The 23,534-nt window shown below is 41.7% G+C and carries 19 protein-coding genes; 4 read left to right on the top strand and 15 right to left on the bottom strand.

From position 1 onward, the window contains the following. Nucleotides 1-7: 7 nt before the first annotated feature. From ACFVS1_RS20490 to ACFVS1_RS20510, 5 genes are read right to left on the bottom strand one after another with little or no spacing between them, the layout of a single operon-like run. Nucleotides 8-1,336 (bottom strand): lysine N(6)-hydroxylase/L-ornithine N(5)-oxygenase family protein, encoded by a 1,329-nt coding sequence (locus tag ACFVS1_RS20490; protein WP_387550070.1) that lies wholly within the window; start codon nucleotides 1,334-1,336, stop codon nucleotides 8-10. Further along, nucleotides 1,311-1,895: a GNAT family N-acetyltransferase gene (locus ACFVS1_RS20495; protein WP_387550072.1), complete on the bottom strand. Its 585-nt coding sequence runs from the start codon at nucleotides 1,893-1,895 to the stop codon at nucleotides 1,311-1,313. The genes ACFVS1_RS20490 and ACFVS1_RS20495 overlap by 26 nt, the downstream gene beginning before the upstream one ends. Continuing rightward, the gene (locus ACFVS1_RS20500; protein WP_387550074.1) at nucleotides 1,885-3,687 is read right to left on the bottom strand and encodes an IucA/IucC family protein; all 1,803 of its coding nucleotides are present in this window, start codon (nucleotides 3,685-3,687) and stop codon (nucleotides 1,885-1,887) included. Before ACFVS1_RS20500 ends, ACFVS1_RS20495 begins: the two co-directional genes overlap by 11 nt. A 2-nt stretch (nucleotides 3,688-3,689) precedes the next feature. Beyond that, entirely contained in the window at nucleotides 3,690-5,198 is a 1,509-nt protein-coding gene (locus ACFVS1_RS20505) for a pyridoxal phosphate-dependent decarboxylase family protein (protein ID WP_387550076.1), read from the bottom strand. A gap of 7 nt (nucleotides 5,199-5,205) precedes the next feature. After that, nucleotides 5,206-6,558: an aspartate aminotransferase family protein gene (locus ACFVS1_RS20510; RefSeq protein ID WP_387550078.1), complete on the bottom strand. Its 1,353-nt coding sequence runs from the start codon at nucleotides 6,556-6,558 to the stop codon at nucleotides 5,206-5,208. A 256-nt stretch (nucleotides 6,559-6,814) separates the two neighbouring features. Between ACFVS1_RS20510 and ACFVS1_RS20515 the strand changes: the two genes are divergently transcribed. From ACFVS1_RS20515 to pepT, 3 genes are all read left to right on the top strand, one after another. Then, on the top strand, nucleotides 6,815-7,303 hold the full coding sequence (locus ACFVS1_RS20515; protein WP_387550080.1) for a VTC domain-containing protein: 489 nt from the start codon (nucleotides 6,815-6,817) through the stop codon (nucleotides 7,301-7,303). 236 nt (nucleotides 7,304-7,539) lie between these two features. After that, nucleotides 7,540-9,003 carry an alpha-amylase gene (locus ACFVS1_RS20520; RefSeq protein ID WP_352924310.1) on the top strand — a complete coding sequence of 488 codons (1,464 nt, stop codon included), beginning with the start codon at nucleotides 7,540-7,542 and terminating at the stop codon, nucleotides 9,001-9,003. 141 nt (nucleotides 9,004-9,144) lie between these two features. After that, nucleotides 9,145-10,380 (top strand): peptidase T, encoded by a 1,236-nt coding sequence (pepT, locus tag ACFVS1_RS20525; protein WP_387550147.1) that lies wholly within the window; start codon nucleotides 9,145-9,147, stop codon nucleotides 10,378-10,380. Nucleotides 10,381-10,441: 61 nt separating this feature from the next. Here the strand turns inward: pepT and ACFVS1_RS20530 are convergent, their stop codons facing one another. Both ACFVS1_RS20530 and ACFVS1_RS20535 read right to left on the bottom strand, forming a co-directional pair. Next, nucleotides 10,442-12,511, bottom strand: a complete 2,070-nt coding sequence (locus ACFVS1_RS20530) for a catalase (protein ID WP_387550082.1) — start codon at nucleotides 12,509-12,511, stop codon at nucleotides 10,442-10,444. A 335-nt stretch (nucleotides 12,512-12,846) separates the two neighbouring features. Beyond that, complete coding sequence (locus ACFVS1_RS20535) at nucleotides 12,847-14,295, bottom strand: DEAD/DEAH box helicase (RefSeq protein ID WP_387550084.1); 1,449 nt, start codon at nucleotides 14,293-14,295, stop codon at nucleotides 12,847-12,849. 294 nt (nucleotides 14,296-14,589) lie between these two features. Here ACFVS1_RS20535 and ACFVS1_RS20540 point away from each other — a divergent pair, with 294 nt between their 5' ends. Further along, a complete protein-coding gene (locus ACFVS1_RS20540) occupies nucleotides 14,590-14,922 on the top strand; it encodes a heme oxygenase (protein ID WP_214744458.1) in 333 nt (110 codons plus the stop codon). Between the two features lie 62 nt (nucleotides 14,923-14,984). On the opposite strand, the gene rlmN is transcribed toward ACFVS1_RS20540, so the two are convergent. The 8 genes from rlmN to walK form a co-directional block, all read right to left on the bottom strand. Further along, on the bottom strand, nucleotides 14,985-16,052 hold the full coding sequence (gene rlmN / locus ACFVS1_RS20545) for a dual-specificity RNA methyltransferase RlmN (protein WP_387550087.1): 1,068 nt from the start codon (nucleotides 16,050-16,052) through the stop codon (nucleotides 14,985-14,987). Nucleotides 16,053-16,128: 76 nt separating this feature from the next. Next, on the bottom strand, nucleotides 16,129-16,608 hold the full coding sequence (gene rlmH / locus ACFVS1_RS20550; protein WP_352924316.1) for a 23S rRNA (pseudouridine(1915)-N(3))-methyltransferase RlmH: 480 nt from the start codon (nucleotides 16,606-16,608) through the stop codon (nucleotides 16,129-16,131). 372 nt (nucleotides 16,609-16,980) lie between these two features. Beyond that, a complete protein-coding gene (locus ACFVS1_RS20555) occupies nucleotides 16,981-17,142 on the bottom strand; it encodes a CxxH/CxxC protein (protein WP_101223962.1) in 162 nt (53 codons plus the stop codon). A 150-nt stretch (nucleotides 17,143-17,292) separates the two neighbouring features. Next, nucleotides 17,293-18,513, bottom strand: coding sequence for a S1C family serine protease (locus ACFVS1_RS20560; protein WP_352924318.1), 1,221 nt, complete (start codon nucleotides 18,511-18,513; stop codon nucleotides 17,293-17,295). A 273-nt stretch (nucleotides 18,514-18,786) separates the two neighbouring features. Beyond that, complete coding sequence (locus ACFVS1_RS20565; protein ID WP_241589446.1) at nucleotides 18,787-19,581, bottom strand: MBL fold metallo-hydrolase; 795 nt, start codon at nucleotides 19,579-19,581, stop codon at nucleotides 18,787-18,789. 6 nt (nucleotides 19,582-19,587) lie between these two features. Further along, nucleotides 19,588-20,385, bottom strand: a complete 798-nt coding sequence (locus tag ACFVS1_RS20570) for a two-component system regulatory protein YycI (protein WP_352924320.1) — start codon at nucleotides 20,383-20,385, stop codon at nucleotides 19,588-19,590. Continuing rightward, nucleotides 20,372-21,703, bottom strand: coding sequence for a YycH family regulatory protein (locus tag ACFVS1_RS20575; protein WP_387550091.1), 1,332 nt, complete (start codon nucleotides 21,701-21,703; stop codon nucleotides 20,372-20,374). Before ACFVS1_RS20575 ends, ACFVS1_RS20570 begins: the two co-directional genes overlap by 14 nt. Next, entirely contained in the window at nucleotides 21,700-23,532 is a 1,833-nt protein-coding gene (gene walK / locus ACFVS1_RS20580) for a cell wall metabolism sensor histidine kinase WalK (protein WP_387550093.1), read from the bottom strand. The genes ACFVS1_RS20575 and walK overlap by 4 nt, the downstream gene beginning before the upstream one ends. Between the last annotated feature and the right edge of the window lie 2 nt (nucleotides 23,533-23,534).

Genomic DNA, 23,534 nt, shown 5'->3' on the forward strand with positions numbered 1-23,534 from the left:
CCTTCTCTTAGTAAGCCATGACGGGTGTTTTTACACGGAATGATTGAAATGCACCCTTTGGCTCGGATGGATAAACTTCTTTACCGGCCAATTGATTGATAATAACCGAATTTCGGAATGCTCCTAAGCCTAGATCCGGAGCACCCACACCATGTGTATGTATCTCGCCGTTTTGAATAAAAAGGTGATTCGGTGTAGAGATGGCCGTTCCTACCCGATAGTCTTTCGTTATTGCAAGGCGCCCCAAGTCATCGCGGACTAAATGGTCCTCCATGGTTTCAAGGAATGCCGGAAGGGTTGATTTATAGCCCGTCCCAAAAACGATCGCCTCTGTATCCACAGCAAATTCGCTATCTTCTACCCACTGTCGGCATTTCAATTCCCAGCCATTTTCAGCAGGGGTAACAGCCGCAACTTCCGTCATGGCCCGAAGTTCAATGGACAGTTCGGCATTTCCAATCGATTTTTCATACATCTTGTCAAAAATTGCAGCAATTGTCGTAGCGCTGATGCCTTTATACAATAAATCCTGTTTCGGCAGGATTTCATCCTTCTTTTCCTGCGGCAGCCGATAAAAGAAATCAAGGTAATCCGGCGTGAAGTATTCCAACCCGAGTTTTGAATATTCCATAGGGAAAAATCCCTTGGATCTTGTATACCAGTTTAGCTGGTAGCCATTTTCCTCCTGCTCATTAAGCAGATCCAGAAAGACCTCGGCTGCACTCTGTCCAGAACCGACAACCGTTACGGAATTTTTCTTTAAGACATTTTCTTTATTCCGTAAATAATCGGCCGAATGCAGGATGCTCTCCCCCAAATATGGCTGAAAGGCCGATGGAATAGTCGGGGCGCTGCCAATTCCCATGACTACATGACGGCTATAATAGACTTCGATCTTTTGTGATTGTGCGTCCCTTACACTGATTTGATAGCAGGGTTCATCTTGATCCCCTATATATTCAACCGCCTCCACCGCTTTTCCAAAACGGCAGCTATCAAGTTGGCGGGCAGCCCAGCGGCAATAATCGTTATATTCTTTTCGTGGAATCAAGAATTTTTCAAGGAAGTAGAAATGATAAAGCCGATCATGCTGCTGTAAATAATTCAGGTAACTATATGGGCTTGTCACATCTGCCATGCTAACCAGATCGGCAAAGAAAGGTACCTGCAAAGTTGTCCCTTCCAACAGCATCCCTTCATGCCAATTAAATTCCCGCTTTTTCTCAAAAAAGACGGCATTCAACTCCGGGGTTTTCTCCAAAAGGGCCGCAAGTCCAAGATTAAAGGGACCTATCCCTATCCCTATCAGGTCAAAGATAGATTGTTGCTTCTCCATAGTTCCACTTCCTCTCGAAATTCTCCCGTGTACATGACATTAGCCATGCTGTTTTGTCTGGGAGCTTAATCTCTTTAATTGGGGTAAACCCGCACTTTTCAAATAAATGAATCATCTTTGCATTTCGAATATCCGGTTCAGCCATCACTTTATTTGTTGTTGAAGTCAGCAGTTGGAATTTCACCATTGCACGTAAAAACGGCAAAGCCAGTCCTTTTCCTAGATAATCCGGGTCACCAATGAGTAAATGAATGCCTTGATCTCCGTCTTCGGATTCATAATAATCATCGATGATATCGCCTTTTACCCAATACGATTCCCAATAACTCATGGGAATGGAGTCCAGACAGCCTAAATAGAGTGTTTGGTGTGTGTCAGCCAATGCCTTTTTTAAATGAACGGCGAACTTTTCTTTTGTGAAATTCAAATTCCAGTAGGGAATCACATGATCTTCATGCATCCATTTATGCAATGTATCCAAGTCCCTCTCAAATTCAACTTTGACAAACGAAAGCTGTTGATTACGGTCCTTCAGCATTTCTTCATAACTATTTTTCATGGACGGCCATAACCCCCTGCGCGAACGGATTATCAATCGTGGTATAAACGGATTGTGTCTCAAGTGAACCGACAAGCTCATCCATATCATGGAATCGTGTCAGTAAATTAGCCTTACACGATAATTCCCGGGCATGAAGCAACTTTGAAACAACTCGATTCACCCCTTCATCTTCGCTTTCCGTGCTGCATGTATCCAGCTGTTCCTGAACGAGCTGTAACAGTTTATTCTCCGATACTAATCCTTCCGTACCAAAATTATTGATTAAGCCTAATAAGTGATTAAAGAAGAAATAGTATTGCAGTCTTTCTTCAGCGACTTCATCAGAACAAATCGTGAAGCTTTTTTCACTTAGTTCAGGCAAGATCTTCAGCAGCCTATCCACTTTGGATTCACAATAGTAATACCCTTGATTATCACGATAATAAAAAGTGGCTGGATAACCATCTTGAAGTTGGATGATGGAATTTTGTTGATGGGCTTCCAAAACAATTCCATACTCTTCAAAAAGCCAAAGCATCGGTTTTAATGTCATTGACAGATAGGTTTTGAACCAATCCTTACTAACTTCTTCGGTACTGCGGTTTTCTTCAGCTGATAATTTGCGGATGATTGCTCCAAGCCTTGATGGTGCACCATAGGCATTATCCTGACATAATCCGGCAATCAGGCTTGCTTGTTTATCGTTTTCATAAAAAGGGTTTTCCCGGATATCGACATCGAATCCCGATTCTTGCTCGGTTGTTTTGATCGTTAGGTAAGCAGGGTCCTTGATGATACGGAAGGAGGGGTGCCGTTCTTTTAAAACGTCGCCCACTTTAGAATCTATTAATTTAGCAATTTCCACACCACGATCTAATTCTTTTTGCAGATTTGCACGTAAAGAATTCGTGATTTTAACCGGAACCGAAAATTTGTACATATATCTTGATGTGGCACTATATACCGTTCTAAATGAAGAGGTGGCCGTGAATTTTTTCCCAAGCGGTCCAGCATAAACTAGTGATCCTTGCTCGATCAGCCTCTTGACCTCTTCTTTTTCGATAAGCACTTTTGCCTGGAGCGGGTGTGCCGGGATGATGATAAATTTGCTTCCCTTTTGGCAATACGTTCGACGGAATTCACTGGAAATCTCCAAGTCACCGGCTAATTCCTGTTTAATGATCTCACTTGCCGATTGGTCATCACTGGAATCCTGGATGACAATCGAAGGCTCTGCCAGGAAGTAGTGCAGCTGAAACTCCCCTTTTAATTCGGGTGAATAGATCCATTCTTCTTTTTCGGAAATGCCCTGCTTGCTTTTCGGCGTCGGGTGGAACAGGTGTCCGAATAAAAGTGACTGCTCTGCTTCGATGTAGGTGAAATCAGGACTTTGAAGTGCATCAACATCTTCCGTTCTGGCTTCCACATACCGTTGAATATTTTGGCTGCTTAGGATGACACGCAGCATCAATTCATCTTCACTATCCGTCCGTCCCTGTTCATTCAATAATTCTTTAGAAATGATCGAGACCATTGTCACGTAATCTAATTCATGTACTTGCTTGGATGCCGTTTGATAGTAAATCGGGAAGTTGAAAATATGACGCCCCGTTTCCGACCAATATGTAAGCGGAACAAGCAATGCAATATCTTGGGACATGAGCTTACTGACAATTAATGAATCCGAAATGGATCCTTCTAATTTCGGCCAGTTTTTCGTTTCTTCTAAACTGCAATTTCCGGTTTCCCGGAAATAACAATTCAGAAAGCTTTGCATTGTCGCCCTTTCAGCTATTTGCTTACCATTCATATTCATTCCTCCATTATCTTGAACATTTCACCTAATACTCGGATTTCGTCTAAAATTCCCTCTATGTGTTCAAGGCTTGTCATTGGATTCAATAGAGTCATTTTTAAATATACCTGTCCGTCAAAACGCGTTTTTGCTAAAAATGCCCGCCCGCTTTTCAATAATTCTTGCTGAATCTGCTTATTTAATAGATTTACTAACTGATCACTTTCTCCCTCGGGACTATAACGGAATACAACCGCATTCAATTCAGGTTCTTTATTTAATACTGTGAACCCTTCCTCCTTGTCGATCTTCGCTGCCACTTCACGTGCAAGATGACAAGTATAGTCGATCATTTCAGCAAAGGTATCCAGTCCAACGACCTTCAATGACATCCAGAGTTTCAATGCGTCGAACCTTCTCGTCGTTTGAACCGATTTATTGACTAAATGAACCATGCCCTCGGCTTCATCTTCCTGGGGATTCAAGTAATCGGCGTGATGCTGGATATATTGAAATGAGTTGCTGTCAGAGACAAGAAAAGCACCACAACTGATGGGTTGATAGAATAATTTGTGAAAATCAACCGTAATCGAGTCGGCCCGTTCAATTCCGCTGATTAACTCTTTGTAATCCTTACTTAAAATCATCGCGCCTCCATATGCGGCGTCCACATGCAGCCATATCCCATTTTCCCTTGCAGCTTCCGACAACTCGTGTAATGGATCGATTGAACCAAAATCCGTTGTTCCACAAGTGGCAACAATCGCAAATGGCAATAAACCCTGTTCCTCTAAAATTGACATTTGATGATTTAATTCAGCTATGGACAGACGGTGATTTGAATCCGTTTTAATCGTGACTACAGCCTGTTCACCAAGCCCCAGCTGTGCCGCTGATTTACGGACTGTAAAGTGGGCAGCCTCGGAGCATAAGATCCGCAATTTTTTCGCCTCGACCGGCAAACCTTGCTGCTGAACATCCACACCCCAGACACGCTTACAATAAGCATCCCTCGCCAATAGCAGTCCCATATAATTAGATTGGGTTCCGCCGCTTGTGAAAATCCCATCCGCTTGTTCAGGTAACCCCACCTGGCTGCACAGCCAATCTATTAAACGCTCTTCAACGAAGGTGGCCGCCGAGCTTTGGTCCCATGAATCCATGGATTGATTCAACGTACCTATAATCATTTCGGCAGCCACGGCAGGTATTAATGTCGGGCAATGCAAATGTCCGATACAAGCGGGGCTGTGTACATTGATGCTGTCGTTAATAACAAACTCTGCCAGCTCATCCGCTACCGCTTCCATTGTCTTCCCTTTTAGAGAAGCAAGGGACAGTTCGTTTAATCTTGCCTCGATTTCATACGGTTTTTTCCCAGAGTATGGTGAATCGTTGCCTTTTAAAAAGTCAGTCAGCTTTTTTTCAATGATTTTTAATGACTGGCTGTAGTTATTGAAGCCCTCTTCGTTATTCAAGAACAATGGAGAATAAGCAAAATCCGTTTTATTCATCATTTCGATCATTGATCATTCACCCTCTTGCAACAGCTGCACGAACAGCTTGTTCAAAAATTGCAGTGGCTTCGCGAAGCTGGGATTCCGTTACGATCAATGGAGGCAAGAACCTCACTACACTTCCATGTCTGCCGCCTACTTCCAATATCAACCCTCTTTGAAAGCACTCCTGTTGAATGGCACTGGCAAGCTGCGAATTAGCAGGATGGCTTCCATTCGCATTTTGCGGTTCTTCATGATTGATCATTTCCACTCCGACCATTAATCCCCGGCCCCTGACATCACCGATCTGCTTAATATCTTTTTGCAAATCTTTAAGAATATCCTTTAAGATTTCTCCCATTTTAGCGGCATGCTCCACAAGGTTCGTCTCTTTCATGTATTTTAAAGTAGCCGATCCTGCAGCCATCGCCATTTGATTTCCGCGGAACGTACCGATATGTGCACCTGGTGACCATAGGTCCAGCTCTTTGTTATAAATCACCACCGATAATGGAAGACTTCCGCCTATTGCTTTGGATAGTACAAGAACATCCGGAACGATTCCTGCATGTTCAAATGCAAACATTTTCCCTGTACGGCCGATACCTGATTGAACTTCGTCGATAATTAGCGGAATGCCCTGCTCTTTCGTTATTCTCCTGATTTCCTTAAGCCATGGTATTGGAGCTGGAATGGAACCTCCCTCGCCTTGCACGGCCTCCAAAATCATGCCTGCAGGTGCTAATAATCCTGATTCGGGATCGTTCAATAGATTTTCGATATACTGGCTGCTGATTTTATGGCTTTCTTCTCCGCCTATTCCAAAGGGACAGCGATATTGGTAGGGATACGGCAGGAATTGTACATCCGGCATTAGCCCTTGTATTTTTTCCTTTGGTTTTGTATTGCCGCTGATTGACATCGTTGCATGCGTTGCCCCGTGGTAAGCTCCTTGGAAGGATAAAATGCTTCTGTTACCTGTCGCTGTTTTTACCAGTTTAAGTGCTGCCTCAATGGCGTCTCCGCCAGTAGGACCACAGAATTGAATTTTTGCATTTTTCCTGAATTCTTCAGGCAGGCATTCAAAAATTTCATCGACGAACTGCTCTTTGATCGGTGTCGTAAAGTCCAATGTATGTAAAGGACGTTTATCCTTAAGAACTTGTTCCATTGCTTCAAGCACAGCAGGATGATTGTGTCCAAGCGCTAATGTTCCAGCCCCGGCAAGAAAATCAATATATCGTTTTCCATCCATGTCTGTTAGGTAAATTCCCTCCGCTTGATCGATTGCCATGGGTAATCTTCTAGGATAAGATCGTGCATTTGATTCTCTTGTATTTTGTTGTTCCAGTAGTTGATCATTTTTTGTAAGTGTATTCGTTACCATAGTGAACCTCCATGTATTGAATTAATTGAGAATAATTATCATTATCATATAACTTATTCTAATGATAATGATAATTATTCTCAATGAGTAAATTCACTCATTTTTCTTCTAGTAAATTCCAATAAAATTAAGAAAAGGTTTAAACTGGGTCCTGTTCTCTATTTGTCAATTGAATATAAAAATATTGTTAAGGTTTTATTAAGATTCTGTTAATAAGCTGAATGCAATCAAAAATCAAGGAAAAGGAGGAACAACTATGAATGGTTTAAAGGGAAGGCGGGAACTCAAACATGCAATTACCAAAGCGGATTGTCATTTATTAAGAAAAAATCTGCAAAACATCATGAGGCTTGATCCGCATGGGCTGGATGGGAAATATTTAATTCGAAGTGTCTATTTCGATAACTTTGACAATAAAATCCTGCGGCAAAAAACAGAGGGATTCTATCATAGGGATAAGTTCAGGGCCAGACTTTATGATCATAATACCGATTTTATCAATCTAGAAAAAAAGAGTAAGCGGAATAACCTTACCTATAAACAGAAGTGCAGGCTTTCTGCTAGAGAATACGAACGGATTCGTTCTGGGGATATAGAATTCGCAAAAAGCGAGTACCTGGAGGGGGAAATCAACGGTCAAATTGTAAAAGCGATAAAAAAACTGTGGGCAAACTTGATTTTCATCGAGTTTATCTACAATCTGAGGTATCCCCATTTAATCGGGATGCCTTTTTTATTGATGTAGCCTACTCCTTTTCCGGGCTATTCCTACACATTTGAATTATTTTTAACTGCTAATCAATATAAAATACCCTTATTTGGTATAAAATAGTAAAATAGAGAGGTAGATGAACCTCTATCCTGAGGATTGTTCACTTGTTTATCATTTGATTTTAGTGGGTAAAGATTTTCATTATTACTTTATCCGATCTCATTAGTTTCACTTTCGTTAAAAACAGGTCGGTGTCAGGGGGGGAACGGATGAAAAGAAATCATACGATGATGCAATTTTTTGAGTGGCATCTAGAGGCAGATGGTTCTCATTGGGAAAGATTGAAATTTGCGGCATCCAAGTTGAAGGACATAGGAATTGACTGCGTTTGGCTTCCGCCAGTCACCAAAGGGCAATCCGTTGGGGATAATGGATATGGAATATATGACGGTTACGATTTGGGGGAATTTGACCAAAAAGGAACCGTTCGTACCAAATACGGGACCAAAGATGAATTGCTGCAAGCAATAGCCACCTGTCATAACTATGGACTTTGCGTTTATATCGATTTAGTCATGAACCATAAGGCAGGAGCTGACGGAACCGAAAAATTCGAGGTGATTGAAGTCAATCCAGACAACCGTATGGAAGATATCTCAGAACCATTCGAAATGGAAGGCTGGACAAAATTCGATTTTCCGGGACGTAAAAATAAATACTCTGACTTTAAGTGGAACCATACTCATTTCAATGGTACAGACTATGATGCCGAAAACGACAAAATGGGAGTATATCGAATCACAGGCGAAAATAAGCACTGGAATAAGCATGTCATCGATGAATTCGGAAACTATGATTATTTAATGTTTGCCAACATCGATTACAGCCTGCCGGAAGTTCGTCAGGAAATGATTAGCTGGGGAAAATGGATGGTTGATACGTTAAAGTGTGATGGTTTTCGTTTGGACGCCGTTAAACATATCGATTATGAATTCATCAATGAATTTCTCCAAGAACTCATCCCTTATACAAAGGAACATTTTTTCATGGTCGGAGAATTCTGGAAGGCAGATGTTGAATCCTGTCAAACTTACTTAGAGCAAACCAATCATGACCTCAACTTGTTCGATGTTTCCCTGCATTATAAATTTCATGAGGCTTCAAACGCAGGAACAGACTTTGACCTCTCAACCATCTTTGATGATACCCTCGTCCAAACCAATCCAGCAGAGGCTGTCACTTTTGTCGATAACCATGACTCCCAGCCTCATGAATCACTGGAGTCTTGGGTAAAGGACTGGTTCAAGCCATCGGCATATGCACTTACCTTGCTTAGACTTTGCGGTTATCCATGTGTCTTTTACGGGGACTATTATGGAATCGGCGGACCTTCTCCGGTTCCTGGGAAAAAGGATATCCTGGATCGACTATTATATGCTAGGTATGAAAAAGCTTACGGAGAACAGACCGACTACTTTGATGATCCAAATACGATAGGCTGGGTCCGGCACGGAGTCGAAGAGCTCGAAGGCTCCGGGTGTGCGGTCATTATCTCTAATGGAGATCACAACAGTGAAAAAAGGATGTTCGTCGGTGAACATCGGGCTGGTGAAATCTGGAGTGATTTAACTTGCCATAGAGATGACCACATTACCATTGAAGAAGATGGATTCGCGACATTCCCCGTTCATGGGAAAAGCGTATCCGTATGGGCCTTGAATAATCCACTCTAAAAAGAGATCGCAAGGAACGGCATGTCTTTTGCAGATATGCCGTTCTTTGCTGATGACGCCAACCTAAAAGATTTGGAAAAAGATAATTTTTCCCTTCCAGCCAATCATGGTAAGATAAGGGAAAAAGGAGTTGAAGGAATAGTGAAAAATGAAATCATTGAAAGATTCACTTCTTATGTGAAAGTGGATACCCAATCGAATGAAGAAAATCCCTCATGCCCCTCTACACCCGGACAGTTGACCTTGGCAAATGCATTGGTCAAGGAACTTCAATCCATTGGGATGAAGGATGTAACAATGGATGGGAACGGCTATGTCATGGCAACCTTGCCAGCCAATTCAAACAAGGATATCCCGACAATCGGTTTCTTGGCCCATGTCGATACAGCCACGGATTTCACTGGAAAAGATGTAAAACCGCAAATCGTTGACAACTATGATGGGAAAGATCTTACTTTACATGAAAATTTGGATGTCATTCTTTCACCTGATGATTTTCCTTCGCTTAGGAACTATAAAGGGCATACCTTGATTACAACGGATGGGACAACCCTGTTGGGAGCAGATAATAAGGCTGGAATTGCCGAAATCATGACTGCCATGGATTATTTGATCCAGCATCCGGAAATCAAGCATGGAAAAATCCGTGTTGCTTTTACTCCCGATGAGGAAATCGGAAGGGGACCCCATAAGTTTGATGTAGATGCTTTTGGTGCCCAATTTGCCTACACCGTGGACGGCGGCCCACTTGGAGAACTTGAATATGAGAGCTTCAATGCAGCATCGGCCAAAATCCTGATTAAAGGGACGAATATTCACCCTGGTACGGCTAAAGGAAAAATGGTCAACTCAGCCAAAATCGCAATGGAATTGCATCATTTGCTCCCAGTGGCAGAAGCACCGGAATATACGGAGGGTTACGAAGGATTTTATCATCTGCTTTCATTTCACGGTGATGTGGAAGAGACCAAGCTTTCTTACATCATCAGGGATTTCGACCGCCAAAAGTTTAATGACCGCAAGGAATATATAACAAAAGTAATCGAGGATTTAAAAGAAAAGTATGGGCAAAACCGGATCGAGCTTGAATTACACGACCAATACTTCAACATGAAGGAAAAAATTGAGCCCGTGAAGGAAATCGTGGATATTGCCCATGAAGCAATGGAGAAACTCGATATAAAACCAAAAATCTCACCAATACGCGGTGGTACGGACGGCTCCCAATTATCGTATATGGGCCTGCCTACACCCAACATCTTTACGGGCGGGGAGAACTTTCATGGCAAATATGAATTTATTTCCGTTGATAATATGATACTGGCCACTAAGGTGATCGTTGGCATTGCATCACTTTTCGAAGAAAAAGCAAAGTGACTTGTTACGAAATATCTTAAAAACCCCCTGACTTCAAGTCTGGGGGTTTTTAAATATGATATTAAGCGCGTTTCCAGTGTCTGTGCTTGGCAATTGCCTCGATAAAGGCAGAACCACTATTTTTATCCGTAACAGCTACAATGCCTGAGTCTGGATCATTGGAAACGATGCCTGCCTTCGATAAGATCTCGGCTCCCTCTTTTCCCGCACCAATCGCTTTGAAATGATTGTAGGCTTCATCAACAAAGTATATGGGTTCCTTGGATGCCTTTAGGGCATCGACACTCTCCTGGCCTCCTGCCACATATACAGCATCGTAAAGTACCGAATCGGCTGTCAGGAATGTCTGATTCACCTCGGCCTGCTGTCCTTCAGAACTTGTAATCACTCCACGATTTATGCTGATGATTTCAGCCGTTATCCCTTCTGATTTAAATGATTCCAAGACTTGATTAACCTCCAGCCCGTTGAAACCATCTGCAGCCAAGATCGCCACTTTCCTTGTTGCCGCCGTGTTCACTTTCATTTGCTCCTGGCTTAAAGCCGGAGAAGCCAAATCCATTTTGACCTCACTTTTGTTGACTGGAGGCTTCACGCCCACTCCCATAGCGATCGTTTTAGCCAGTTCGACATCCACATTGCTGAACATCTCGACGATCTGCTGCTGAACGTCCTTATTTTTCACTTTTCCCACTTCAAAATGGAAAGCCTGAATAATATGCTCCTTCTCCACTTCCGTCATGCTATTCCAAAATAGTTTAGCCTGGCTGTAATGATCCTTGAAGCTTTCACTGCGCTGCCGAACCTTCCTGCCATCGACTTTTTCCTGGTAATGTGCATAGCCGCCTTCCTCTTCTGAAGCAGGTTCAGGAGAGTTGCCTGCAAGGGAATTTTTGTGGTAGCTGACCGGCCCTGGATTTATTGACATTCGGTGCATGCCATCACGCTGATTATTATGGACGGGGGCAACCGACCTATTAATCGGAAGCTCATGGAAGTTCGGTCCTCCCAACCGGGATAGCTGGGTATCGGTGTATGAGAATAAACGTCCCTGGAGCAGCGGATCATTTGAAAAGTCAATTCCCGGTACAACATGCCCCGGATGGAATGCTATCTGTTCCGTCTCTGCAAAAAAGTTATCCGTATTTTGGTTCAAAACCATTTTTCCGATTATTTTTACCGGGATTTGTTCTTCCGGCCATAGTTTAGTAGGATCGAGGATATCAAAATCGAAATTGAATTCATCTTCTTCTTTGATCATTTGCACGCCAAATTCAAATTCAGGATAATTTCCTGTATCTATCGCTTCCCACAGATCTTGGCGATGAAAATCAGGATTCTTCCCTGCAATTTTCTGTGCCTCATCCCAGACAAGGGATTTAACTCCCAGTACAGGCTTCCAATGGAATTTAACGAAATGGGCCACACCCTGCTCATTTACAAAACGGAATGTGTGGACACCAAACCCTTCCATCATCCGGAAACTTCTCGGTATGGCCCGATCAGATAGATGCCACATGACCATATGTGCCGTTTCTTCATTGTTTGCGACGAAGTCCCAAAAAGTATCATGGGCAGACGCGGCCTGAGGTATTTCATTATGGGGCTCCGGTTTAACCGCATGAATTAAATCCGGGAACTTAATGGCATCCTGGATAAAAAATACCGGAATATTATTTCCGACCAAATCATAGTTTCCTTCCTCGGTATAAAACTTTGTAGAGAATCCCCTTACATCACGGACCGAGTCGGCCGATCCTCGGGAACCTGCCACCGTGGAGTAGCGAACGAATACTGGTGTCTTGACTGAAGGGTCTTGAAGAAACTTGGCTTTTGTATATTCGGTCATCGGTTCATAAACCTGAAAATATCCATGTGCTCCAGATCCACGCGCATGGACAATCCGCTCGGGAATACGCTCATGGTCAAAATGAGTCATTTTTTCACGAAAATGAAAATCCTCCATCAAAGTTGGACCACGGGTTCCCGCTTTCAAAGAATGCTCATCCTCAGAAACACGCAAACCTTGGTTGGTCGTCATCTTTTTCCCATTATCGTCCACTCGATATTGATCCAGCTGCCGCTGCTTACTTTGCTCATCGATTCTTCCGCTTTCATTTGCTTTCGTCATCCCGCTCAATCCCTCCATGTGTAAGAATTCAGATTAAATCGTGTTGTATGTATTTATTTGATTTGAAATAACTGCATTATCCTTCCTCATATACCACTCTATTTTGACGGTTAAACAGAATTCAGAAAAAGAATCTTAACGGTGGAGGTCTGCCTGGCGTAGGTCGAATTCTTCCGGAGGTAGGTCGAATTCTTCAAGACGTAGGTCGAATTATGTCTGAGATAGGTCGAATTCTTTCCGTCCCCAGTTTTGAAACAATGGGGACGGGAAGAAAACATATAAAAAAGAAGCGGGAAGAACGATTTTCGCTCTTCCCGCTTCTTTCATTCAACACGTTAGTTCTTAAAGGCCTCTGAAACCTTTAAAAGCTTGCCTTTTACTTTCGTATTTTTCATCACTTTCAAGACAAGCGGTCCCTTTTCATTCAATATTTCCACATAAGAAACATTATCCTGGATCGTAATGATCCCTATGTCCTCTGCATTCACTCCATCAATCTTAGCGATGGTTCCGACAAAATCCACAGCCCTGAGTTTCTTTTTCTTGCCGCCATTAAAATACAGCTTCATGATTTGTTTATTCAATTGTTCACTTTTATCTTTTTTGATCTTTGGACGAGCTTCCAGTTTCGCTTCGAATTCCATTTTTTTATTGGAGACTTCCTCTTTTGAAGGAACAGACATCTTAGAAATTTCAAAACCGATATATCCTTGGATTTCAGCAAGGAATTTGTCTTCGTACGGCGTCACAAAAGTAATGGCCTTTCCTTTTTTACCGGCACGTCCCGTTCTTCCAGTCCGATGTACGTAACTTTCCTTTTCCAATGGCAGGTCATAGTTAATCACATGGGTTATATTGTCGATGTCAATTCCACGTGCAGCAACATCTGTCGCAACCAAATAGCGGAATTCACCTCTTCTGAATTCATTCATCACTGCAAGGCGATCTTCCTGAAGCATGCCGCCGTGAATCATATCACACGGATATTCCATTTCCAGCAGCTGTTCACATACTTGGTCCACCCTATCTTTTGTCCGGCAGAAAATAATGCAGCTATCGGGGTTTTCCGTAATGGTGACATCTCTAAGCAGGGAAAACTTATCATCTTCCTTCACTTCAATAAGAGCATGTTCAATTTTCTCCGTCGTTAATCCCTTTGCTTTGATTTCAATATCCAAAGGGTCTTTCATATATTGCTTGCATAGTTTTTTTATACTCTCAGGTAACGTAGCAGAGAACAGCATGGTTACTCTATCTTTCGGAAGCTCTTTAATAATGGCTTCCACTTGTTCAATGAAGCCCATATTCAGCATTTCATCCGCTTCATCAATAACTAAATGAGTTAAGCGTTCCAAGGCGAATGTCCCTTTTTCGATATGATCCAGAACACGTCCCGGGGTTCCAACGACTACATGGCTTTTTTGTTTCAGTTCGGCTTTTTGCAGTGCGAATGGATGTTTTCCGTAAACCGCAGTAGCCTTTATCCTTTTAAATCTGCCAATATTCGTAATATCCTCTTTAACCTGCACGGCAAGCTCACGTGTCGGAGTTAAAATAAGCGCCTGAGGCTTATTCTCCTCCCAATCGACCATTTCGCAGATCGGTATGCCGAATGAAGCAGTCTTGCCGCTTCCCGTTTGCGATTTAACGACAAGATCACGCTTTTTCAGCGCCACTGGAATCACTTCACGCTGTACCTCGGTTGGACGTTGATATCCCAAGCTTTCTAATGCCCTTACAATTTCATCGCTTAATGTATAGTCAGTAAAACTCAATTCATTCATATAACAGCCTCTTTTGTTGTTTAGTATGTTGCCTTATTGTTTCCATAATCGTAATTTCCTTATACAGAGTACTATTATACGCGAAATGCATTGATAAACCTTGTAATAACCAAATTCAATTGCCTTTTTTCACTATAATGAAACATCCGTAATCATAAAACTATGGTCATCTGGATATCATGATCTGAAGTTAATCAAAATGGACCCTGCTTCTTTCAATATGCTAAAATATGTATGAAATTGCGGAAAATAGGGTGTGGATTCTAAACCGAAGTCCAAAAGGAGAGCTGATTTATGATTATCGTAACGAATAGAATCAGAGTCAAAAAAGGGATGGGTGCAGTCATGGCCCCAGGATTTACTGCACCAGGTCCACTTGATACGATGGAAGGCTTCGTAAAAGTTGAAGTTCTATTAACGCAGAATTTGTCGGATTACGATGAACTGAGCGTTAATATGTATTGGGAAAACCTTGATAATTTTACTGCTTGGAGAAATAGCGATGCATTCAAAGCTGCACATAAACGGCCTGAACCAGGTTCCGGAGAAGCAAAAAAAGAATCTCCAATTCTAGGCAGCGAGCTTACAACGTATGAAGTCGCCTCGGTAAAGGAAATAGCTAAATAATGAAATGCACGCCAAAGGAGGCCGCAACATATGCGGCCTCTTTTTGTTTTATCTTGATGAATTTACTTAGCTTCAGCCTTCTTGATTTGTTTGCTTCTAAGCTGACCGCAAGCCGCATCAATATCCGTTCCATGTTCTTGGCGAATTTTACAATTTACGCCTCTCTTTTTCAGCGTATCATAAAACGATAGAACGGACTCTTTTTCACTTCTTTGGTATTGGCTATGCTCATCTACAGGATTGTATGGAATCAGGTTGACATAGAGCCGATGTTTTTTGTCCTCAAGAAGATCGGCAAGTTGCTCTGCTTCTTCTTGGTGGTCATTGACATCTTTCAATAGGATATATTCAATCGTAATTCTCCTATTCGTTTTCTCTAAATAATAATCAAGAGATTTCATCAATTTTTCTATCGGGATAGCCCGATTTATTTTCATGATCCGTGTCCTGAGCTCATTGTTCGGCGCATGCAATGAGATGGCCAGGTTCACCTGTAATTGGGTATCGGTGAATTCATAAATCTTATTGGCAAGACCGCTCGTCGAAACAGTAATGCGCCTGGCAGCGATGGCAAGACCCTTATGGTCCATGAGCACCTTCAAAAAGTCTATCATATTTTCAAAGTTATCGAACGGTTCACCTATACCCATTACAACTACATGGCTTACAATATCCCCTTGTTCCAATTTATCCAGATGCAGTTGAACGTTCATGATTTGTTCCACTATTTCGCCGCTCGATAAATCACGGCTTTTGGCCAATAATCCACTGGCACAGAAACTGCAGCCAATATTGCAGCCGACTTGGGTGGTGACACAAACCGAAATGCCGTATTTATGCCTCATCATGACGGTTTCGATAAGGTTTCCATCCTGTAATTTGAACAGAAACTTGATCGTACCATCTGCTGATTCTTGCTTAACGTGCTCAGTCAAAGTCTGGATGACAAAGTGCTCTTCAAGTAATTTTATGCACTCTTTATTAACATCCGTCATTTCAGAGAAATTCGTCACACGTGTTCTATAAAGCCACTCCCAGACTTGGGAAGCTCTGAATTTTTTATGGCCATGGTCCGAAAGCCACGCTGTCAATTGTTCGAATGTTAAACCATAAATGGACTCTTTATTCATTCGTTACCCTCTTTTCATTACAATAAAATTTAAAATGTTAACCCATTAACCTTACGGGGAAATCCCCGGAGTTCTTTCATTTATGATATGGTTCATTTCTATTTATCCGAAAAGCACGATATATTTGCTCCACTAGAACCAGTTTCATTAATTGATGCGGAAAGGTCATTTTCGAGAAGGAAAGGGCATAATCACTTCTTGATAACACCTCAGTGCCAAGCCCCAGCGACCCGCCTATAATAAAGGCAATTTTGCTCTTTCCATAGGTGGCGAGCTGATCCAAATGAGTGGCTAGCTGCTCTGAAGTAAGCTGTTTTCCACTGATCTCCAGCGTTATTACATAGGTGTCCGGGCTGACTTTCGCCAGGATTCGTTCACCCTCCTTTTGCTTTACAATGTCCATGTCCGCTGCACTCAGGTTCTCCGGAGCCTTTTCATCCGGTACTTCGACAAGTTCTATATTAGCATAGGCGCTTAACCTTTTTGTATATTCAGCAATTCCTTGCTTTAAGTATTTTTCCTTTAGCTTGCCAACAGTAATAATCGTTATTTTCATATATATCCTCTAGCTTTCATTAATGTCTTTACTATCAATTGTTGGATTTGCTCACCTATTATCATACCTTACAGTGACCTATAAGCAAAACAAGCATATCCTTTCCAATTTTTCAAAAATAAAAACCGCTGCCACTGAAAGCGGCAACGGTAACTTTCATTATTTTTTAATGTATATTGAAGAATTTAGTCTGGACTTAGTTCAGATTCGATATAGAATGATGGTTGGTTATTCGTCTAACCAAAAGTTTGTTCTAAACAATTCAACCCTCCAGTTTATTCTTAAGAAAATGTTAAGAACAGGTTACAAACATGTTATCCACAAAAGTTATCCACATATCCACAAAAACTATCCACATCTTGTATGGGAATATTAGTTCCCTACTAGATATATTGCCACGTTTCGACAATATTCACAGGTTGTTGATAACTGATTTTCTTCAGAAACCAGCGTTAAAACAGGATAGGTTTCACATTCGTATACCACTTCATCCAGCGCCATGTCCACGTGTTCCTGACAGCAATATAATTTCATCTTTCATATCTCCTTTCCCATTCATTATTCCTATCCACAGGTTACTTGAGTTTCTTATTTTCTGTATATATCCACAGGTAATCGTAACAAAAAATAAGAAAAGCGCAAGGAAATAGAAAGAACAGGAGGCAGTTTCTGCCCCCTGTCCTTTTAAATTTCGCTGCTTGAAAGCGTGACTTCGGTAGTACCTTTCTTTCCATCACGGTAATAAGTGATTTTAACTTTATCACCGATTTGTTTTTCATTGTAAAGGTATTTTCTTAATTCCACGACATCATGGATTTTTTCATTATCCATTCCAACTACGACGTCAAATTCCTTCAATCCTGCTTTAGATGCTGGAGAGTTGCTTTGAACGCCTGTTATTGCAACGCCAGAAGTAACTTTCCTTGGCAGCTTTAATGTATTTTGTTGATGGTATTGGGAAATTTCTTCTACAGATGCCAAGTTCACACCTAAGAAAGCACGTTTCACTTCACCAAATTCCTCAATATCATTAATAATCGGGATAACTGAATCGATTGGGATGGAAAGTCCGATTCCTTCCACTGCATTTTCTGCAATTTTCATCGAATTTATTCCGATGACCTGCCCTGACATATTAACGAGTGCACCCCCGCTGTTACCTGGATTAATCGCGGCATCGGTCTGAATGACCTCTGCATTCCAATCCACTTGGCCGTCCTCATTGATATCGACCTCTATCGTGCGCTCCAAACCAGAGATGATCCCTTGTGTGATCGATCCAGAGAATTGAAGGCCTAGTGGGTTACCAATGGCAATTACAGGCTCACCAGGTTTCAATTTGCCGGATTTTCCGAATTCTGCAATGGTTTTGATTTTATCACCATTCACGACAATGACGGCTAAATCTGTCCATGGATCACTGCCTTGTAGTTCAGCTGGCAATTTAGTGCCATCACTTAATGTCACTTCCAGTTCATTAGCTCCTTCAATGACGTGATTATTCGTGACGATGTAGGCTTTGCCGCCATCTTTTTTATAGACGACTCCCGAACCTGTGCCGGCTTCTGCCGAACTGTCCTCGGCGTTGCTCCCTTTACCCCAGAAGTTCGTTTCCTGAATGTTAGTGATGCCGACCACTGCGTCGCTGGCTTTATCAACCGCATTGGTGACGGCACTTGTTACATCAACAGTAAGGTTTTGCTGAGCCTGCTCCGTGGACTCACCTCCCGTTGATTTTTCTGTTGTCATTTCGTTATCATCGTTATTTAACAGTCCACTTCCCGGAAAGGCTAATAAAATAAGTAAGGCCCCGATAATGGCGCCCCCCAAGCCTGCTAGAAAATAGCTCGTATGGCTCTTTTTCCGTTTATTTTGGTTCTCATCATTCTGATCATAATAACCCAAGACCGCCCCATCCTCTCATTTTAGGAATGAATTATAGCCATTCTATTGTTTGGTATCCTCCCTCAATTATACTCAATTACCGAATTTTTTCTAAAAAAATGCATGCTATTATTTAAGGGAAAACTTAAAATTGACTAATATACAGCCATTTTTCTTTTACCTATACAGTTTTAACCAAACGATACCCCTTTTAATCCGATTCGTAACTTACGAATCTAAATTTTTTAAAAATAAAAAGGAATGGACAAGGTATCCCTCATCCATTCCTTTTAATTATAATGTAACAAGTTCCGTCGGTCTTTTTGGGTCTGTATCATATAAGGAAAATTGTTCACCTACAATGATCCCCTTTGTCTTTAACGTTTGTTCCACTGACATTCTTGCTAGATCCTTCATATTGTTATCAAGGCTTAAGTGGGCCAAGTAAATCCGCTTGGTCTTATCACCGGCCACTTCACTCATGGCAAGGGCGGCGTCTTCATTACAAACATGTCCGACATCACTTAAAATCCGGCGCTTGATGCTCCATGGATATTTTCCCATCCTCAGCATGGACACATCATGGTTACTTTCGAATACATATGCATCGGCATTTGAGATGATACCTTTCATCCGATCACTTACGTACCCTGTATCGGTAATGACCACAAGTTTCTTATCTTCATGATGAAAGACGTAAAACATCGGCTCTGCCGCATCATGTGAAACGCCGAAAGATTCTATATCAAGGCTGCCGAACGTTTTGACCTGTTCCATTTCAAATGTGAATTTTTGTTCGGTTGCAATTTCACCGATTGATCGATCCATGGCATTCCATGTTTTTGCATTCGCATATATCGGGAGTTTATGTTTTCTGGCAACCACTCCAAGACCTTTAATATGGTCGCTGTGTTCATGGGTAACAAGGATACCGGATAGCTTTGACATATCACGGCCTATATCCTGAAACAATGCTTCCAGGGCTTTACCGCTTAAGCCCGCATCGACAAGGAATGATTGATCCCCCGTTTCCACGAAAAAGGCATTTCCTGTACTCCCGCTTGCGAGAACACTAAAATGCATTGTCATCTATACTCACTCCAGTATTTTTTCTTCTGTATTCAATTCAATGACCTCTCCATCAAAAGCATTCACGAAGAGATCCGTTTCGCCATTAATGACCACCCACCATGTTGGCACAAGTAAATGTGACACAGATGTCGTCTGCAGTGAATTGTAAAAACCCAATTTTACATTGGTGACTTTGCTTTTGGGATCAATATCACCATTATCATACAATGCTCCAATAGCAGTTAAAGCAGATACCAATTCTTTAGGTTTGTTGAATTTTTCGATCCCCTCTAAATACATCTGTTCATAGGAGACGATTTCACCATTCTTGTTCAGATATAAAGTGACCTTTCCCTTACTATTATTATAAAACATCTTTTTATCTGCCACTTGATAGCAGGTGATGGTCTGGCTTATTTCATCATAGCTCCAAAAATGATACTCACTTCCATTTAATATATACTCCTTTAGGAATATATCAAGGTCTGCAGCATTAATTTCCGCTTTCATGCCAACCGGTACTTTAAATGTACCCACAAGCTTCTTATCATCGATGATTTTTGTTTTCTGATTCTTTAGGTGCTGTATATCTTTCTTCTCGAAGGTCTTGCTCTGGGCAATCAGGAATTGATCCTTCAACTTTTGTTTCGGAAGTGGGGTTTCTATTGAAATCTCATCTTCTTTTAAAAGTTCGTCCGTAAGGGGCTCCGTAAAGCTTTCCAATTGGGAGTCATTAATCTTTTCCAGGAATTGATAAAGAAGAAAAATATTCAAAATAAAGAAAACCATGATGAATATCGACTTTGTATTATTCCAATCCACTTTGATCGCCTCCTTCTTCAAAAGGCACAACAAACCATTTATCGCCTACACGATAATACCAAGTGGGATCGAGTGTAACTAGAGTCACAAGTTTGGAATCGAGGGATTTATTCAATCTATAACCAATCGAGATGTCCTCCACACTTTTGAAATCGATATTATCTTTCGATTTCAGCTGTTCCAATACTTCTTTTCCGCTTGCTAAGGTCACTGCCGCTCCTTCTGACGGGAGGACTGAGTCAAGTGAAAAGTACGGGCGGTCATAGCTATAAATTTCTTCTTTCCCCCAAATTTGCTCGATTTCGGTCATTCCGTAATCATTGAAGGCCGGATAACCATTCACGAATAAGCGGAATACCACTCGTTGTTCATTCTCCGACATATAGGCAAAGCGGTAATTGTTATCTTCCCAGCCAGCATGATCATTGATGAAATCGATGCTTTTTTGCAGAAGGTCACTGGAACTGCCGATAAACTTGTTCTTTTGTGCCGGATTGATATAGGAAATTAAGTAATTCTCTTTATTGACCGTCATTAGTCTTGTACCATCCGTGTATTCCTCACCGACCGAAACGGGTTCCTGGCGTACGAACTTCGGATAATTAAATAACGCATTTTTCAAGTTTCCAATATCCAAATAGTCAATATAATATTCAAGTCTGTTGATCTCCACCGGGTTTTCCGGGACGAACAGCGTCCTTTTGCCGTTTATCGTTTCGGCTGTGTATTCAGGGTGCTTATCGTACGAATCCCTATAAAATGAATCCATGAAATTCCTTAGTTTTTTAGAGTCCACCATACCTTGATAAATCCTCTCTTGATCGTAGGAAACAAAGTAAACGGCAGATTCATTACCGCTGATATCCTTTTGTTTAATGATGATTCGATCAAATGAAAATTCAGGCACTTCCTTATCCGTTATATTCAATACCGTTTTATAAAGAGTGATGGGTATATCATCGGAAAATTCAATTTCAATCGACCCATCTTCATGGACAAAATCATCAAATTTCCTTTGCAGCCTTTTTACGGATACCTCTTTTAAGCCTCTGAAACGCCATTGCGAAAATTCTTTTTCCATTTCATTCATTTCTGCCGAATTGGAAGTCAGGAAATGCTGCCCATTGCCATGGAAAAGGATACTGACTGGTTTAATGACATCACTGACAATCTGGACATCGCTTTTAATCTTTATAAATTCCGACGATTGTTCAAATGGATCATATTCAGGCTCGTAAGTCCAAATGCTCCATGTCAAAAAAATGCTTGTCCCAACCAAAATAATCAGTATGATACTTTTTGCACGTTCAAAATTCATGACCAATCATCCTCTTCTTCCTGTTCGTAAGGAAGTGTAAAGAACACGGTAGTTCCTTTTCCATCCACACTTTCCGCCCATATTTTCCCGCCATGCGCCACGACCATCTCTTTAGCAATCGCTAAACCAAGCCCTGTCCCGCCTAAGTTACGGGCCCTTGCTTTATCCACACGGTAGAAGCGGTCGAATATTTTATCAATGACGTTTTTCGGGATACCCACTCCTTGATCAGTAATGCTCACAATAATAAAGCCATCAGATGCCCTGACGCGGAAAGTCACTTGACCCCCTTCAGGTGAGTACTTTAATGAGTTGGAGATTACATTATAAAGAACCTGGGTAATTTTATCTTCATCAATATCTACAAAATAAGCTTCCTTCGGCAAATCACGCTTAAACGTGATGTCATCATTTTTCGTCATTTCAAAACGATCGATGATATGGTCATAGAATTTATTGAAATTCACCCAGCCTGTTTTAAGCCTGTAATCTTTACTGTCCATTTTCGAAAGCTGTAGCAGATCATTAACAAGCCTGATCATTCGCTCCGTTTCATTTTGGGTCACACTTAAAAAGGATGGAGCGATTTCCTCGTCCTTCCATGCACCTTCAGCCAATGCCTCCAGGTAACTTCTCATCGTCGTTAGCGGAGTTCGCAGTTCATGTGATACATTGGCAACAAATTCCCTGCGTTCACTCTCGATCTTTTCCTGCTCTGTTATATCATGCAAAACAGTAATCAAACCATTAACGAATCCCGTTTCCTTTTGAATGACCGAAAAGTTCCCCCTCAAAATGAAAGGCCGATTTTTTTTGCTGTAATCAAGGATTACGGACTCTCGCTCTTCCAGTAAATCATCAAATTTATATTCTTCTTCAAGACCCAAAACCTCAATGATCGGTTGATTCATGACGGTTTCACGCGAGACATTCAATAATTGTGCCGCAGGTTCATTAATCAAATTCACCCGCCCGCGCCTGTCCGTTGAAATTACGCCATCCGTCATATTGGCAAGGACAGATGATAGCTTACGCCGCTCTCCTTCTGTACTTGATTGCGACTCTTGAAGCTTTTTGGTCAAATTATTGAAAGTGACGGCAAGCTGGCCAATTTCATCATCGCCATATACCCTGACTTTTCTGGAGAAATTCCCTTTTGCCATCACCAGTGCCTGTTTTCTCATATCAGACATTGGTCTAGTGATCGTTCGTGCGAGCAGGATTCCCAAGATGGCCGTAATGACTAAGGCGATGGCCGTACCCGTCATGAAGATGCTATTGATTTCATCCATCTGCTCAAAGACATTTTCCATCTCAGCTATTACATAGACGGCGCCAATGACCTCTCCATTTGCTTCAACGGGTGTCGAAAGGACCCAGAGCCGCCTGCCTGTTTTCTTATCCCGAAATATATCATTATCTTCTTTTCCATAAATGAGCGTATTCTTAATAAGGACCTCTGTTGTCTTCTTCCCTACAATATCCTGGTTACCTGGGGCTGAAGTTCCGATCACGCGTCTGCTGCGGGTGTCGATGACACGTACTTCCGAAATATCATTCGATGAATTATCCCGGTCTTTCAATATCGTATCAATCGCTTCTTCGAGGGTTGGATCTTCCTCTCCCCTCTCTTTTTCCATTTCTTCACCAATGCTGTAGGTAAGCAGATTAACGTGGCCTTTTATTGATTTCGTAAAGTTCCCAACAAGATTTTCTTCCAATTCCCCAACAAAATATACCCCGATTATTTGCATCGCTACGAAAATGAGCAAAACATAAATCAGAACAAATTTAAAATGGATTGAGCGAAAAAAACCAACCTTTTTCATAG

This window comes from Peribacillus sp. NPDC058075, assembly GCF_042885195.1.
Taxonomy (GTDB): domain Bacteria; phylum Bacillota; class Bacilli; order Bacillales; family DSM-1321; genus Peribacillus.

Excerpts from the sequence above, each read along its gene's own strand:
- ACFVS1_RS20490 (WP_387550070.1), bottom strand. The coding sequence starts at position 1,336 with ATGGAGAAGCAACAATCTATCTTTGACCTGATAGGGATAGGGATAGGT.
- ACFVS1_RS20495 (WP_387550072.1), bottom strand. The coding sequence starts at position 1,895 with ATGAAAAATAGTTATGAAGAAATGCTGAAGGACCGTAATCAACAGCTT.
- ACFVS1_RS20500 (WP_387550074.1), bottom strand. The coding sequence starts at position 3,687 with ATGAATGGTAAGCAAATAGCTGAAAGGGCGACAATGCAAAGCTTTCTG.
- ACFVS1_RS20505 (WP_387550076.1), bottom strand. The coding sequence starts at position 5,198 with ATGATCGAAATGATGAATAAAACGGATTTTGCTTATTCTCCATTGTTC.
- ACFVS1_RS20510 (WP_387550078.1), bottom strand. The coding sequence starts at position 6,558 with ATGGTAACGAATACACTTACAAAAAATGATCAACTACTGGAACAACAA.
- ACFVS1_RS20515 (WP_387550080.1), top strand. The coding sequence starts at position 6,815 with ATGAATGGTTTAAAGGGAAGGCGGGAACTCAAACATGCAATTACCAAA.
- ACFVS1_RS20520 (WP_352924310.1), top strand. The coding sequence starts at position 7,540 with ATGAAAAGAAATCATACGATGATGCAATTTTTTGAGTGGCATCTAGAG.
- ACFVS1_RS20530 (WP_387550082.1), bottom strand. The coding sequence starts at position 12,511 with ATGACGAAAGCAAATGAAAGCGGAAGAATCGATGAGCAAAGTAAGCAG.
- ACFVS1_RS20535 (WP_387550084.1), bottom strand. The coding sequence starts at position 14,295 with ATGAATGAATTGAGTTTTACTGACTATACATTAAGCGATGAAATTGTA.
- ACFVS1_RS20540 (WP_214744458.1), top strand. The coding sequence starts at position 14,590 with ATGATTATCGTAACGAATAGAATCAGAGTCAAAAAAGGGATGGGTGCA.
- rlmN (WP_387550087.1), bottom strand. The coding sequence starts at position 16,052 with ATGAATAAAGAGTCCATTTATGGTTTAACATTCGAACAATTGACAGCG.
- rlmH (WP_352924316.1), bottom strand. The coding sequence starts at position 16,608 with ATGAAAATAACGATTATTACTGTTGGCAAGCTAAAGGAAAAATACTTA.
- ACFVS1_RS20555 (WP_101223962.1), bottom strand. The coding sequence starts at position 17,142 with ATGAAATTATATTGCTGTCAGGAACACGTGGACATGGCGCTGGATGAA.
- ACFVS1_RS20565 (WP_241589446.1), bottom strand. The coding sequence starts at position 19,581 with ATGACAATGCATTTTAGTGTTCTCGCAAGCGGGAGTACAGGAAATGCC.
- ACFVS1_RS20575 (WP_387550091.1), bottom strand. The coding sequence starts at position 21,703 with ATGAATTTTGAACGTGCAAAAAGTATCATACTGATTATTTTGGTTGGG.
- walK (WP_387550093.1), bottom strand. The coding sequence starts at position 23,532 with ATGAAAAAGGTTGGTTTTTTTCGCTCAATCCATTTTAAATTTGTTCTG.